This window comes from Microcoleus sp. FACHB-SPT15 (assembly GCF_014849525.1).
GTDB lineage: Bacteria > Cyanobacteriota > Cyanobacteriia > Cyanobacteriales > Coleofasciculaceae > Symplocastrum > Symplocastrum torsivum.
In genome coordinates this window covers 59,586-73,117 of sequence record NZ_JACJNU010000008.1, presented here as the reverse complement: position 1 = coordinate 73,117, position 13,532 = coordinate 59,586, and the positions used below count along the sequence as shown (strand labels likewise).

Sequence of the window (13,532 nt, the reverse complement as noted above, 5' to 3'; positions counted from 1 at the left end):
AATAAATAAGGACGAAACTTTCCACAAAATTCCCTTTACCCTGTCTTCGTCGGTTTTTGCAACGAAAGCTTCGCCCTTGTAAAACCAGCATTTGGGAAGATTCTCCAGTGGAATGGTAGACTTAGGCGCAGTTTCTAGAGATACTGTCTTTCTCTACTGGCACCCACGTATTGGATAAATCTTCTACAAAAGTTCTCTGCTTAATCCCTGTGTTGTTTCTAACTTCTACTTTGATTGTTGGTAAATAAGCCCCATCAAGCATCTCATACCCATAGGCAACCACTTGACCTATGTTACCTGTGGTTTTGTGAAGTGCATAATCCCCAATGTTTAGCACGGTTGTCATGAGTGCAACGCTCCTTGATTGGTTTTCACTGCATAACCTAGCAAGGGGATCAACTACCCGCAACACTTTTTAATAAAACCCTGGAAATGTCACAATTCTACATAAAGATCTCAGTCATCTAGCTTGACATGATGACTTCAGACACATCTGCCTAAACAAGTTGCTGAGGAGGATGTTGCTCTAGAGAAGCTCTTGGCTAAAGCCTAGGGAACTATGAGAAAATCTCAGCAAACTGAGTTCCCTCTAATCTTCAGCAAAACCTGATCTTGGGAAACTTCAAGCGATCGCCTCAGTAAAAAAAGAGTAGGTTCAGACCACTACACTTGCTCTGGATCAATTCCCATTTCTCGCAACCGCTCTGCTAACCGTTGTGTTCGTTGCCGCTCCTGCTCGGCAGCCTCATCAGGCGTAAGAAATCTAGTACCTTCAGAGTCATACCAGTACAACCACTCTCGCTGACACCTGTCATAAGTACCAATCTCACGCCCAATTCCTAAGCCAATTTCCGGCATCCAGACAGGTTTCCCCAGTTGACGTTGATAAACTCCCTCTACCAAGCGATAAACTTCAAACGAGTCATGCTTATCGCGATGCCAGTAGTCAGGGTTGTAGATTACATAGTAAAGCACCCCTAATTTGGCATAATCGGTCATTTTCTCGTCATATTCTTTACCATAGGTTTTGGAAACGACTTCTAATACCAAAATAGGGACAATATAGTTTTCTTCCCAGACAACGTAACTGGGTCGTAACTTCCCTGCTTTTAGCCGCTCTACTCCTAAACTGAGGAAGCCATCAGGAACAATCGCCACTCTCGGATTTTTCCCGGTTGTATGATAAACGCCCATATTGACACCAAAAAACCAGTCCAAACGACTGCCCCACAGCCAATTTAAAATAACCCTCAGCATCGTAGGGATTATCGCTTGCAGTTCGTGATCCACTGGGGTGTTATCGGAATCGGGCAGTTCATCACTAGAGGGCAAATTTTGCAGTGGGTTGTAGTTTACCATGACGGCTTTGTAGGCAACATTGAATCTGTATCGTTTTCAGGAATTGGGAATTGGGAATTGGGAATTGGGAATTGGGAAGGTGGATGGCAAAATAGACGACAACTCCGGCTAAAAGCAATTATGTGAGAAGTTCCTTAGCATAGGTAATAGAGGCACCTCTTCATCTTCACTTCTATGGCGCAATTTAATCTGCAAGCTCCATTTAAACCGACGGGTGATCAGCCACAGGCGATCGCACAACTGACATCCAGTCTACAATCTGGTCATCGCTTCCAAACTCTGCTCGGTGCAACAGGAACAGGCAAAACTTACACCGCCGCTAGTGTGATCGACAAGATAGGCAAACCGACGTTGGTGCTAGCTCACAATAAAACCTTAGCTGCCCAACTCTGTAATGAGTTGCGTGAGTTCTTTCCCAACAATGCGGTTGAGTACTTCGTTTCGTACTACGACTATTACCAGCCAGAAGCTTACATTCCGGTTACCGATACTTATATAGAGAAGAGTGCGGCGATTAATGATGAGATTGATATGCTGCGGCACTCGGCAACGCGATCGCTTTTTGAGCGACGTGATGTAATTGTTGTTGCATCAATTAGCTGTATTTACGGCTTGGGGATTCCCTCGGAATACTTGAAAGCCTCGATCCCCTTGCGGATGGGGAAGGAAGTTGACCAACGCCAGTTGTTACGGGATTTAGCCTCGGTGCAATATTCTCGTAACGACATGGAGATGGGGAGAGGACGGTTTCGCGTTAAAGGCGATGTTTTGGAGATTGGTCCGGCATACGAAGACCGGATTATTCGTGTGGAATTCTTTGGCGATGAAATTGATGCAATTCGCTACGTTGACCCTGTAACGGGTGAAATTCTCCAAAGCTTAGATGCTCTAAATGTTTACCCAGCGCGTCACTTTGTCACCCCGGATGACCGATTAGAAGAAGCGTGTGATGCGATTGAGGAGGAACTGCGTCAGCGTTTGGAAGAGTTGGAGAAAGCGGGGAGTTTGCTAGAAGCGCAGCGCTTGGGACAGCGCACCCGTTATGACTTAGACCTCTTACGAGAAGTGGGTTACTGCAACGGTGTGGAAAACTATTCTCGTCACCTCGCAGGGCGCATTGCTGGAGAACCGCCAGAGTGTTTGATTGATTACTTCCCCAAAGATTGGCTGTTGGTGGTGGATGAATCCCACGTTTCGGTTCCCCAAATTCGGGGGATGTACAACGGCGACCAAGCCCGAAAGCGAGTGCTAATTGAGCATGGCTTTCGCTTACCTAGTGCGGCAGATAACCGTCCTTTGAAGTCAGAGGAGTTCTGGGAGAAGGTGAGTCAGTGCATCTTTGTTTCTGCCACACCAGGAGACTGGGAGATAGAACTCTCAGAAGAGCGAGTAATTCAACAGGTGATTCGACCAACGGGTGTGGTTGACCCAGAAATCTATGTGCGCCCGACGGAAGGACAAATTGATGACCTTTTGGGTGAAATTAAGGATCGGGTTGATCGGAAAGAGCGAGCGCTAGTGACTACCCTAACGAAGCGCATGGCGGAAGATTTGACGGAATACTTGCAGGAACGCGGCATCAAGGTACGCTATTTGCACTCGGAAATTAACTCGATTGAGCGGATTGAAATCTTGCAAGATTTACGTGAGGGTATGTTTGATGTCTTGATTGGGGTGAACTTGTTGCGAGAGGGATTGGATTTGCCGGAGGTTTCTCTGGTGGCAATCTTGGATGCCGATAAAGAGGGGTTTTTGAGGGCAGAGCGATCGCTAATTCAAACGATTGGTCGGGCAGCGCGTCATGTCCGAGGGCAGGCGATTCTGTATGCTGATAATCTTACCGACAGCATGGCAAAAGCGATCGGGGAAACTGAACGTCGCCGAACGATTCAACTGGAATACAACGAGAAGCACGGCATTACACCACAGCCGATTATCAAGCGATCGAGGAATTCGATTCTGGCGTTCTTGGAAGTGTCGCGGCGATTGAATGCTCAACAGTTAGAAGAGGTTTATGAACAGGCGGATGAGTTGCCTTTGGAGAAGATTCCGGAGTTAATTGGTCAATTGGAAGCACAGATGAAGGATGCGGCGAAGAATTTGCAATTTGAGGAGGCGGCGAAGTATCGCGATCGCATTAAGCATTTGCGGGATAAACTCGTAGGTCATTAAGCGAAATCGCGAATTGCTGCCAGTTAAACTCCTGAACCTTGAGGCACACCTGTAGGCTGTGCCTCAGCAGGAGAGGCTGGACTCAGAAATTGCTCTTTATCTTCTTGTGTGATGTAACCTTGCTCCACTGCTAGCTGGATTAGTTCATTTAAAAAACGTCTTAACACTTCTACGGCTTGAGCCTTATCCAGGTCAAAGTGCTTTTTGGTAGATGAGTATCCAAACTCTTTTAAGGTGCAACTAATTTTATCTGCCAAAGGCACAAGCTTAATAATTAACCAACAACTTTCAGTAAATTCGATTTCTATGCTTTTACCTTGTGATAGTTCTCCAATTTGTTCTGGTAGCCTATCCTCTAGGAGCATACAGATATCCGGATCTAAAAATACCCGTAGTCTCTCATCGCCAATTTCTATTGATACTTGACGGTTGCAGTCAAAGCAGAACTTTCGGATTCCCATTTCAAACTCTGAAAGTTCTTTCAATGGGTCTTCTGGAGGGTCAGAGTAATTTTCTAAACAAGGTTCTTCTAAGCAGATATCAAAATTTTTGAAATTATTCACGTTTGTTTCCTTTTTAATTAAAAGAGAGTAAAGCTAGTTGTTACAGGATAACCAGAGTTGAGAGTTCCATCATAATTTCTTTGAATAAAGGCGCGAGTAATATTTTCGGTTATAGCTTTGTCAGGGTGATAAACTCGTGCGATAGGACGCTTAAAATCAATGATGTACCGTCCTGGATGCTTGGGAGTGAACCGTTCAGCCTTTACCCAATCATCAGCATTGAGCCACTGTCCTTGGTTATTGTTAGTCTTGGCAATTCTTCCCCTTAGTTGATGGGGTTTCAGTTGGGAACCGTGATGGCGCTTGATATGATCGTAGGCTTTTGTTGATTGAGGATTGTTCCACTGGGGTTTCTGTGTTGCGGTAAGCGAAGCTATTCTGTAGGCTTATCGCTCTCAAGTAGATTCATTGATGATGGTGTAGGAGAGCGATCGCATTCTGCCAACCTCTCAAAAAAGGCGATCACCACCCTGCCCACCCTGATGAGTTCGTAAAGCGTAGCTATCTCAAAGGAAATTGTGGTTTAGACTTGGCATTTTTTTAATAATGCTCCATCATCACTCAAGATACACAGCTTCGATTGACAATAATATGCCAGAACTAGCATATTTAAAGGATGAGTTCATCGTTGAAACCAGTTGAATGGGTTGGAAGTTCCCTTGAGGATTTGAAAGATTTCCCAGAGGAGGTTCAGCAAGCCGTTGGCTATGCCTTGTACTTGTCTCAATGCGGTGAGAAGCATCCTTCGGCTAAACCACTCAAAGGATTTAAGGGGGCTGGGGTGCTTGAAGTTGTGGAAGACTTTGATGGAGATACATACCGAGCTGTATATACAGTGAAACTTGCTGGCGTAATTTATGTCCTACATGCTTTTCAAAAGAAATCAAAGCAAGGAATCGCTACACCACAGCAGGATATTGAGTTGATTGAAACAAGACTTAAACGAGCAAAAGAGCATTACGCAGAAAACTATAGCAAGCAGCAAAAGGGAGAAAAAAATGGCTCAGGAAATTAGAGTACAAGCAAGTAGCGGTAATGTATTTGCCGATTTGGGTTTAGAAAATTCGGATGAATTGCTTGTAAAAGCTGAACTCGCACGTAAGATCAACAGCATTATTACTAAGCAACAGATGACGCAAGCTGAAGCAGCAGAGCTTTTAGGGATTGATCAGCCAAAAGTATCTGCTCTAATCAATGGAAAGTTATCAGGATTTTCAACTGTACGGTTGTTTCGTTTTCTGAATGCTTTGGGTCGAGATGTGGAAATTGTAGTGAAAACCAAACCTAAATCTCGCTCACAAGCTCGAACACGAGTTGTTGCTACATAATCTTGGATACTTACAGATCTCCTTTCTATGTGGTGATCGCACTCTCACTCCATCAGTGCGATCGCTCCCAAGTAGATTCATTGATGATGACGTAGGAGAGCGATCGCTCCTTATGAGGATACTGGGAAGATGCGATCGCTAACACAGCATTAATCTATTGAGCTTAACGGCAAATCTGCTTTTCTAAAGCTTGTACTTGATTTTCTAAACCCTGTACTTGAGTTTCTAGATCGCGCTTTTGAGTCTGTAAATCTTGGACATCAGTTTGTAAATCAGCCCTTTGAGTACGTTTGTTCTGGGCTTGAATTTCTAAATCATGTACTTGAGTTTTGAGTGGGTGTACTTGATTTTCTAAATCCAGTTTTTGAGCATATAGATTCTGCACTTGGTTTTCTAGATTTCGTATTCTATCCTGTCCTCCTACCTGCTGATATAGCCAAATATTAACAGACAGAGAAATGATAATTACCAGTATTAGCAATTTCGGCGTTGTTCCTGGGTTGATAAAATCCGGTAAAAACTGAAACAAACCCTTGTGAGCTGGATTTGAATAAGCTTTCATATCTTCCCAATTTTGTGAATTTGAATTAACCAAACTTGATAATCCCCGCCAGACTCCTGCCTTTTGGAGCGTTTCCTTGTCCTGAATTCCCGTCACGACAACCAGTGGCACAAATAGCTGATTATCTGATTTATGTTCTGGTTCCTGCCTTGGTAAGCAGTATTGCTTCAGGTCACTGGCAAGTTCTTTTTTAAGATTGTCTGAGGTACGCCCTATTTTCTTCTCCTTCTGAGGAGAGTTTAGGGGTTCACTTTTAGATTGGTCTATTCTACCTTCAGGTAAGGTTTTAATCTGATCAAACGAAACCTCAAACCCTTTTTCACCACCCGACTTCACTGCACCATCTATGTCTTTTTCCAAAAAACCTAGTAACGCATGAGCAGCGATCGCCCGCAAAGTAGGTTCATTTTCATCAGTATCTTGAGCTATCCAGGCTACCGAGTTGCGTATAGTGCGCCCCCGATAATCTTTTCGCTCACTTGCTTTAAGACCAGTTACTAGCAATAGCAATTTATCGCTATTCCGTGCCAATACGACTGAAAACGCTTCACTCTCAATCAAGTCTTTGGCTTTTTTGACAAGAGGGTGTGCTTCTACAATGTTGTGATTCTCATCGAGCCAACAGTAGTCATGTTCTTGAGCAACCCCACCACTTTGGACGTAAATTTCCATTGCTAACCCCTATTCAACACTTAGCCACTTTTCACCCTGGAGTACTGTGAACCCCCAAGTTGATTTGCATCCATAAGCAGACTGACGAGCTGCTTCCTTGATGTGGTTATCCCAACCCAACCAGAGGCGGATAGGACTGAACGGACCCCAGTTCCAGTTCCTAGACTCGATTTGGATTTTCAACGCAAACCGTAAAAGATAGCGCAGAGGCTGTTCACTATTCCGGGGGCTATATTCAGCATCGTGACTCGTCTTACGGAAGTAAAAGTGAGGCGTTCCATTAGCCACCTCAATATGAGAAAAGACCACCGTACCAACAGTTTGAATTGGCGTAACTACGCTAACTACCCAAGGCAGCAGAGCATCTGAACTGAAAAGGTTTAGTAAGTTAGCATATTTATCCTTGATACGCTTCAGCAAAGCATTGGCAGAAGTTGCATCTTGCATATACTTCTCGCACCTGACGGGAGCTAAGATAACAAGCCGTGGTGACTTCAGATCTTGATACACCGATCGGAAAAGCTGAGTAATCTGCTGTGGCCTATTAATTTTTTCATGCCACTTGCCATCTGCTTCCATAAGTGCAGGTGCATCAACGGCAACAAGAACTGCAACAGATTCTGTCAGCAAATTTTTGACAAATTCTCTTTCTTTAGGATTTGCTTGAATGCTGAGGTAAGTACCAGGAAAATCTTGAAAGTGTAGGCGTAAAGATGGCTTAGTCCCCTTCCTTCCCAAATCAAAAATGAATGAGCGAGGATCGTTGGTACCTACAATTCCGCCTGTAGCTTCAAAATCATCTGTTAGGCTTTTTAGTTCTCCTAAACGTTCCTGTAGAATTGCTGCGCTCTTCAAGTCAGGTGTAAGTTGCAGATTGGTCTGACCAATCGTACTCTCAAACTGCTCATACATGGCAGTCAGGAGACTAGTCTTGCCAACACCTCTCGCTCCAAGCATGGCAATTTTAATTTCTTGTGGCATTTAATTCTCCTTACTTTATTAGTTCAGAAATTGCATTGAGTTTGATTCGTTGATTTCTGCTGCACGATCTACTGCATCTAACCACTCTCGTCGCATCCGAGTTCGCTCATTTAGCTGTTTGAATTCATCAGGCCACACTTCTGAGCGCACATCATCGAGAAAGATGCGCCATTCACTATCGACATCTTCTGCACGGAGTATGCGATCAAGAAATTCTTCGACAATGGCAAAAGCGGCTTGGCTAGGCTCACAAAGCAAATTTTCTAGAGCATTCTCACACTGATAAACGGCTTCTGCATGAGCTGTCTTGAGATTGAGAAAAACTTGTTGAGCAGAAGGAGATGTAGATAGCTGAAGAGTTGCTGACTCATTGGGAGTAAGACCATCCAAATGCTGCCGAATTCGATGCTGAACAAATCCACGGTAAGAAAGCTCAAACTCAGCAAGCAGTTGAAATCCAAATTTTAGTTTGCTTTGTTCTCCTGGTATCAGTTGATCGGGTAACAGCTTTACCATCTCCCTGAGAAAGTTAGACCCTAGCGCCTCTGTCAATCCTCCCAAACGCCCTTGATTCACGAGTACTTCTGTCACCTGAGATTTCACCTGCTCTAGTGAAAGTTTTAAACCTTCATCTAGAGATAAGAATTTATGTGATAGGTGGGCACGAACTTCTGGAAGATACTGATAGTAAGCATTAGGATAGCCACCTGTGCTGTTAGCTTGAATTTCGATCTCCTCAATTGATGGAATTCCGGTATCCTCTCGACAATTTTGGATAGCCTCATCTACCTTTTCCTTGAAGTTTGTATCTACCTCATCACGCTGCTTTCTGAGTTCCTTAAGCAGTTCTTGAAGACCATTCCTGAGATTTTTCCAAAGTTTATTGAACAGAGGGACAAAAAGCTGAGCATCCTTACTTTGCTGTGCTTCTTTGCCCAAGCTAGTTCGTGCCTTGTCTAACTCAGCCTTAACCGCACTCTGGAGTTGACTTAAGCGCTCCTGACAGGAGGATGCATATTGCTTGTCAAGAGCAGTAATGTTGGCAGCTAAGTAGTCTAGAACCCGATCGAGAACCTTGTTTGCCTCTTCAGGATTGGCACAATTAGCGATCGCCCATTCAGAAACGTTAATGTGTTTTTTAGCAATGTCCCCCGCTAAGTCTTGGCAGTTTTTCGAGTTGTCCCCGTTTTTGGAGTCAGCACCCGTTTGGTTGAGAATCATAAAAGACCACTGGTTGAGTGGCAAATCAACCAACGCCGTACTAGCTGTGTCATACAGTCGCACGTCTACATCAGCCCAGTAGTCGCCTTTTGCACTTGGCATCCGAACAAAGAGAACTGCATCAACGTCCTGACCCAGCGTTTTTACCAGCCGTTCCGCGTCACCAATTCCCGTATCACCCAAACCAGGCATATCAACTAAGGCAATTTGACCGACCTCAGCGTTGGGGAAGTTGCAGACAATCTTGACTTCTCGTACTGCCAAATAGTTGAAATAGATGCGCTCACCAGCGAGGTTGTCTTGAGCTACATATTGCCGAATTTCATCCCTACCAATTCGGCGAGGTGAGGGTTCCCGCAACAGATGACAATACTTTTCGAGATTTGCATGATACCCGCTCAGGTGTTCATACATGGCTCCATACTCAGCGAAGCCACGAAGGTCGTTAGGCAGTGGCGGCAGCGGCTGGCTGGCAAAGTCTTGAATTGTCATTGGCTTTGCACCCAAGCGAAGCTTCTCATAGTAGGGGCTGAGGACTTCATCCAGAAATGAGCGCTCCGAATAAAACCAGACCTCACCGTGAGTTTCCACACTTGGATTGTGGTGGATGGTGCTACGTACACCAGTGCAGTGCTGCCTGTCTCCATCAGGAATCTCAGCAGCCGTAAGTCCCGTTAGACTCTGCAATAGGCGACTCTTGCCTTGCCGCGCCCGTCCCACAACCCCAATATTGAGCGTGTCACGGGAAAAACGCACTCGAAGCTTGCCCAGTGCCTCCAACTCAGCGGCAATACTTAGTTGAATCGTCGAAAAATCGATTTCCTTCAACTGTCCAATGACATTTGGATCATCAACCTGTGTCAGCAGTTGATTGCGCTTATCCTCAAGATTACGCAGCGCTGAAGCAAGAGACTTGAGATTTGCCTCTGCTCCTTCGATTTGCTGCGCGAAGGGACGACGCTTCTCGATAATGCTGGCAATTCTCGCAGTCCTATTTGTATTCATGTAGCAGCGTTTTTCAGCAGTGTTTCGGAACCTACTTGAAGAGTAGATAAACAACACCCAGTAAGAAAATGTCGAATATACCTAGAAAAAAGACTCTTTTGCAGATGAGGTTAAGTGATTTTACGGAAACCCTCATCTTGATGCACAATCGGAAAAGCTACTAACCCAACGAATTAGAGCGACTACATTTTCATCTAATCCTGCGTACATAGCGATCGCTCTTAAGAAGTAAATTCATGAATAATGACCTAGTGAAGGCGATCGCTCTTCCCATTCACTCTGCTACAGCGCGAACGCTATCTACTCACTAATCCAAAGCAGATTACTCTGAGTCGAGATCGATGCCCTCGAAAGCCTCAATCAATTCATCAAGAGTGCATTTGTAAGCCTCACACAGACGCTTGATTTCAGATGGTGTCCCTCTAGGCAATGCACTTCGAGCTTCCCACTTAGTAACGGCTGAAGGACTTTTTCCAATCAAAGCCGCAAATTGAACTTGAGTTAAACCTGTGCGCTGGCGCAAATCGGCTGGTGTAAGACGCTTGTCACTTTCCTTCGGCATATTAGATCTACATACTAGTAAATTTAAGCTAGTTGTGCTTTACTAGTTTTTAGGGACTACAAGAACGCAAAGGGCAGAGATTATTCTAACTGCCCTCCGTTCCTTATATTCATTCAACAATACAATCCGATGAAGCATCGTGACTGGCTTCGCCTGAAAACTGAAGGCGAACAGATCTGTTCGCGCCTGCGACAGCAAAATTATCAATGCCATAAACAAACTCGCCGCTTGACCTGGAAAATCAGCTTAGAAGGCACATCCTACTTGCTGACTTGGCAACCAGCACCCGTGAACCACTGGAGTCTCATCCCAAACGACACTACTCCAACACGAGAAAAGCTCATGCACGTCATTCAAAACACCCTCAACACAGTTACAGGAGAGGACATCAAAACCTACCAACGCATCGAGCAACCCGAAGACTTCAGCCGTCCTTGGGCAATCGTCCGTCTCCTACCCAACCTAAGACGCTACACAGTCGCCAGATTCCACAACAGAACTGATGCCCAAGACCATCTCAGAATCCTCAATCGCTTCATACCCGTCGCAGAATTTGAAGTCCTCTTCGACACTCCTCCAGATTTAGAGGAAGAAGAGAACTAGCGCGTAAATTCTATAAACACTAAAGCAACCATGACAACCTTATTTCGCCGGATTAAACCCTACTCATTTCCCATCACCCTCGACCTCATCGCCAAATTTCTACACATCCCAAAATCGCTACTTGTACGAGCTGAATGTTGGGCTTATGTTCTATTTGTCCATCGTTGCGACAAGGGAGGACAATTCATCAGCTACCGGAAACTTGCCATGTGGATTGAAGCTGTTGTTTCCCTAATCAAAAAAAGCACTACCCTTGAAGACCTTTGGCAGATGGGGTTATGGATTAAACAAGAGTGCGAAAAGTTTGACTACGACAAGCCTGTCCTGGAATACCTACGCCGTGTTTGGGCAAAACACAGAGACTATCTCAGAGACTTGCAACAAGGAAGTGATGCAACAACTTGAAAGGTTGTAGCCATCTAGAATGAGATTTGAAAAGGAAAGCGTTACCTGAAGTGCAAACGCGATCGCACTCTCACTCCCATCAGCCCAATCGCTCCCAAATAGATTCATTGATGATTGGGTATCAGGAGCGATCGCATTCTGTCAACCTCTCAAAAAAGGCGATCGCATTAAGCACTTGCGAATGAACCCTTAGGTCATTAGGGGAAAAACAGTTTAATAGAGAGCTGAGGCATAAAACCGGAGGATGAAAGTGTACATACCTTCCATAAGATATAGAGTAAAAATGTAACGGAGCAAAAATGAATACCACAAAGAGGTGACCGAAGTGAAAGAGTTTCAACTACAGGGAATCAACCATATCGCCTTGGTATCCAAGGATATGGCGCGTACCGTGGACTTCTATACCAATACTCTCGGTCTTAGTTTGATTAAAACTATTGCTCTACCAGACGGTGGACAACACTTCTTTTTTGATATTGGTAATGGGGATGCTTTAGCGTTTTTCTGGTTTCCGCAAGCTCCAAATGCGGCACCGGGTATTGCATCTGTGAACCCTAAAGCTCTTCAAACTGGCGATATCAGGACAGCACATGGCTCGATGAACCATGTAGCATTTAACATCCCACTGGCAAAAGTTGAGGAGTACAGGGAAAAACTAGTAGCTAAGGGTGTCCAGGTGACACCGCTTTTACACCATGCAGATGTTCCCTCTGGTTATGTTCCGGAAGCTGACGAAAGTACATTCATTTCATCATTTTATTTTTTTGACCCTGATGGTATCTTGCTAGAGTTTGCCGCGAATGTTCGGGAGTTGGGCGATCCTGTGCGAGATATTCAACATGAACCCATAGCAGTTGGTGGAACAGACTGATCATAATTTCATGGCTTTCGCACTTTTGACCATTCGAGTGATGTCTAACTAAAACAATTTGTCTTTGCTATCGCTCCCAAGTAGATTCATTGATGATCGTGTAGGAGAGCGATCGCAACAGCAGAAGGTGTGGAAAACAAAAGCCAGGTTTAGATTTACCAATTGCCTGTTGTTGACTTTTTATCCTGCACAACCTATTATTGAAGTGGGCACAGCCTAGGGGTAGTCGTATGACTGCCGCACAAACCGCTAATAGAGATGGCGGTTTTGTTGTTTTTATGTCTTGTCAAAACAGTAATATTTGATCCCTAAAGTCTCAACCTGAGTGGATTCAAGGACGCAGTCTACAATCAAGTTGGAATCCCTCAGGACTGAGAAAGCACGATTACTAGGATCGCTGGGGCTTCTAGCGACTGGGTACAGGCACAAGTCAGCCAGTTGAATCAAAGGGTTGCTTTTGGACTTCCCTTCAATACCACGCAGTAGCCTAGAAAGTTCAGTTGTAGGCATAGGTGAATATTTACTAGAAGTTTTAGGGTCAAAGGGAAGACCTGCTGATCGCAACTCACTAAAGTAGTGTTCGAGCAGTTTATCTTCCTTCTTTCCGGCTTTTTCAAAGTAGAGCATTACTGTTCCATCCTTGGTAGCTGCATATTTAGCTGCACGCTCTACCAAAATTGAGAAAGCACTTTTCATCATTTCCCAAGTATTCTCACCGTATTTATTCAAATAACGATTGAGATAGCCAGTACGAGAGACAACACAAGCATGAACAATGATCGGGCAACTAACAACTGTCGTTGTAAGATCATCCATAAAATGTAAACGTTCTGTTTCTGAAAGCTTTCCTAGCCATGCAAAGCGTTTTTTTTGAGAGCGTATTTCATTCCCGTGTAAAGGTACATTCGGGTCAATTTCCCAACGACCTTTAAACTCTGCCAAAAGGGTCTCAATAGTAGACTCATCTGCCCTCTCAACCAAGACACCCCCCATAGCAAAGAAAGGAGCAGAATCCCTAGGGTTAGGCTTAGGACTACCGCTTTCATCAAGAAACAGCGCAAATTCTCCCTTTCTATATTGTTGAGCCATATCCAGATATATGCGATCGCTTCTTCAAGTAGTTTCGTCATGGGTGAGGCTTTCCTTGTTCGTTAATTCACGGCAAGATTTCACTTAGTATTAGAGACTCGGACTGTAAGTCCTAATGATACTGCTTGCTCAAGGACGA

Annotated in this window: 15 protein-coding genes; 7 read left to right on the top strand and 8 right to left on the bottom strand. The window is 44.6% G+C overall.

The window, feature by feature from the left end; genetic code table 11:
* Nucleotides 1–121 precede the first annotated feature (121 nt).
* Both H6F98_RS04015 and H6F98_RS04010 read right to left on the bottom strand, forming a co-directional pair.
* Complete coding sequence (locus H6F98_RS04015; protein WP_199348286.1) at nt 122–346, bottom strand: hypothetical protein; 225 nt, start codon at nt 344–346, stop codon at nt 122–124.
* Nucleotides 347–663: 317 nt separating this feature from the next.
* A complete protein-coding gene (locus H6F98_RS04010; protein ID WP_192217395.1) occupies nt 664–1,359 on the bottom strand; it encodes a Uma2 family endonuclease in 696 nt (231 codons plus the stop codon).
* 174 nt (nt 1,360–1,533) lie between these two features.
* Here H6F98_RS04010 and uvrB point away from each other — a divergent pair, with 174 nt between their 5' ends.
* On the top strand, nt 1,534–3,531 hold the full coding sequence (uvrB, locus tag H6F98_RS04005) for an excinuclease ABC subunit UvrB (RefSeq protein ID WP_192217394.1): 1,998 nt from the start codon (nt 1,534–1,536) through the stop codon (nt 3,529–3,531).
* Nucleotides 3,532–3,554: 23 nt separating this feature from the next.
* Here uvrB and H6F98_RS04000 read toward each other — a convergent pair whose 3' ends face one another.
* Nucleotides 3,555–4,094 carry a hypothetical protein gene (locus H6F98_RS04000; RefSeq protein WP_192217393.1) on the bottom strand — a complete coding sequence of 180 codons (540 nt, stop codon included), beginning with the start codon at nt 4,092–4,094 and terminating at the stop codon, nt 3,555–3,557.
* 616 nt (nt 4,095–4,710) lie between these two features.
* Between H6F98_RS04000 and H6F98_RS03995 the strand changes: the two genes are divergently transcribed.
* Nucleotides 4,711–5,109 (top strand): type II toxin-antitoxin system RelE/ParE family toxin, encoded by a 399-nt coding sequence (locus H6F98_RS03995; RefSeq protein WP_192217392.1) that lies wholly within the window; start codon nt 4,711–4,713, stop codon nt 5,107–5,109.
* The gene (locus tag H6F98_RS03990) at nt 5,093–5,422 is read left to right on the top strand and encodes a helix-turn-helix domain-containing protein (protein WP_192217391.1); all 330 of its coding nucleotides are present in this window, start codon (nt 5,093–5,095) and stop codon (nt 5,420–5,422) included. Before H6F98_RS03995 ends, H6F98_RS03990 begins: the two co-directional genes overlap by 17 nt.
* Nucleotides 5,423–5,585: 163 nt before the next feature.
* On the opposite strand, the gene H6F98_RS03985 is transcribed toward H6F98_RS03990, so the two are convergent.
* The 4 genes from H6F98_RS03985 to H6F98_RS03970 all read right to left on the bottom strand — a co-directional run bounded on the left by H6F98_RS03985 (nt 5,586) and on the right by H6F98_RS03970 (nt 10,425).
* On the bottom strand, nt 5,586–6,656 hold the full coding sequence (locus H6F98_RS03985; RefSeq protein WP_192217390.1) for a hypothetical protein: 1,071 nt from the start codon (nt 6,654–6,656) through the stop codon (nt 5,586–5,588).
* A 9-nt stretch (nt 6,657–6,665) separates the two neighbouring features.
* Nucleotides 6,666–7,637 carry a hypothetical protein gene (locus H6F98_RS03980; protein WP_192217389.1) on the bottom strand — a complete coding sequence of 324 codons (972 nt, stop codon included), beginning with the start codon at nt 7,635–7,637 and terminating at the stop codon, nt 6,666–6,668.
* 18 nt (nt 7,638–7,655) lie between these two features.
* Nucleotides 7,656–9,863 carry a hypothetical protein gene (locus H6F98_RS03975; RefSeq protein ID WP_192217388.1) on the bottom strand — a complete coding sequence of 736 codons (2,208 nt, stop codon included), beginning with the start codon at nt 9,861–9,863 and terminating at the stop codon, nt 7,656–7,658.
* A 322-nt stretch (nt 9,864–10,185) separates the two neighbouring features.
* Entirely contained in the window at nt 10,186–10,425 is a 240-nt protein-coding gene (locus H6F98_RS03970; protein ID WP_192217387.1) for a helix-turn-helix transcriptional regulator, read from the bottom strand.
* Nucleotides 10,426–10,554: 129 nt separating this feature from the next.
* Between H6F98_RS03970 and H6F98_RS03965 the strand changes: the two genes are divergently transcribed.
* The 4 genes from H6F98_RS03965 to H6F98_RS03950 all read left to right on the top strand — a co-directional run bounded on the left by H6F98_RS03965 (nt 10,555) and on the right by H6F98_RS03950 (nt 12,304).
* On the top strand, nt 10,555–11,028 hold the full coding sequence (locus H6F98_RS03965) for a hypothetical protein (RefSeq protein ID WP_192217386.1): 474 nt from the start codon (nt 10,555–10,557) through the stop codon (nt 11,026–11,028).
* Nucleotides 11,029–11,058: 30 nt separating this feature from the next.
* Nucleotides 11,059–11,433, top strand: a complete 375-nt coding sequence (locus H6F98_RS03960) for a hypothetical protein (protein WP_192217385.1) — start codon at nt 11,059–11,061, stop codon at nt 11,431–11,433.
* Between the two features lie 26 nt (nt 11,434–11,459).
* Nucleotides 11,460–11,618: a hypothetical protein gene (locus tag H6F98_RS03955; RefSeq protein WP_192217384.1), complete on the top strand. Its 159-nt coding sequence runs from the start codon at nt 11,460–11,462 to the stop codon at nt 11,616–11,618.
* 140 nt (nt 11,619–11,758) lie between these two features.
* Entirely contained in the window at nt 11,759–12,304 is a 546-nt protein-coding gene (locus H6F98_RS03950) for a VOC family protein (RefSeq protein ID WP_192217383.1), read from the top strand.
* A 276-nt stretch (nt 12,305–12,580) separates the two neighbouring features.
* Here the strand turns inward: H6F98_RS03950 and H6F98_RS03945 are convergent, their stop codons facing one another.
* A complete protein-coding gene (locus tag H6F98_RS03945) occupies nt 12,581–13,393 on the bottom strand; it encodes a DUF3800 domain-containing protein (protein WP_192217382.1) in 813 nt (270 codons plus the stop codon).
* Between the last annotated feature and the right edge of the window lie 139 nt (nt 13,394–13,532).

Bases quoted from the DNA above. Each gene is read 5' to 3' on its own strand.
- H6F98_RS03990 (WP_192217391.1), top strand. From the start codon at position 5,093: ATGGCTCAGGAAATTAGAGTACAAGCAAGTAGCGGTAATGTATTTGCC.
- H6F98_RS03960 (WP_192217385.1), top strand. From the start codon at position 11,059: ATGACAACCTTATTTCGCCGGATTAAACCCTACTCATTTCCCATCACC.
- H6F98_RS04010 (WP_192217395.1), bottom strand. From the start codon at position 1,359: ATGGTAAACTACAACCCACTGCAAAATTTGCCCTCTAGTGATGAACTG.
- H6F98_RS03975 (WP_192217388.1), bottom strand. From the start codon at position 9,863: ATGAATACAAATAGGACTGCGAGAATTGCCAGCATTATCGAGAAGCGT.
- H6F98_RS03985 (WP_192217390.1), bottom strand. From the start codon at position 6,656: ATGGAAATTTACGTCCAAAGTGGTGGGGTTGCTCAAGAACATGACTAC.
- H6F98_RS03995 (WP_192217392.1), top strand. From the start codon at position 4,711: ATGAGTTCATCGTTGAAACCAGTTGAATGGGTTGGAAGTTCCCTTGAG.
- H6F98_RS03980 (WP_192217389.1), bottom strand. From the start codon at position 7,637: ATGCCACAAGAAATTAAAATTGCCATGCTTGGAGCGAGAGGTGTTGGC.
- H6F98_RS03970 (WP_192217387.1), bottom strand. From the start codon at position 10,425: ATGCCGAAGGAAAGTGACAAGCGTCTTACACCAGCCGATTTGCGCCAG.
- H6F98_RS03945 (WP_192217382.1), bottom strand. From the start codon at position 13,393: ATGGCTCAACAATATAGAAAGGGAGAATTTGCGCTGTTTCTTGATGAA.
- uvrB (WP_192217394.1), top strand. From the start codon at position 1,534: ATGGCGCAATTTAATCTGCAAGCTCCATTTAAACCGACGGGTGATCAG.
- H6F98_RS04015 (WP_199348286.1), bottom strand. From the start codon at position 346: ATGACAACCGTGCTAAACATTGGGGATTATGCACTTCACAAAACCACA.
- H6F98_RS03965 (WP_192217386.1), top strand. From the start codon at position 10,555: ATGAAGCATCGTGACTGGCTTCGCCTGAAAACTGAAGGCGAACAGATC.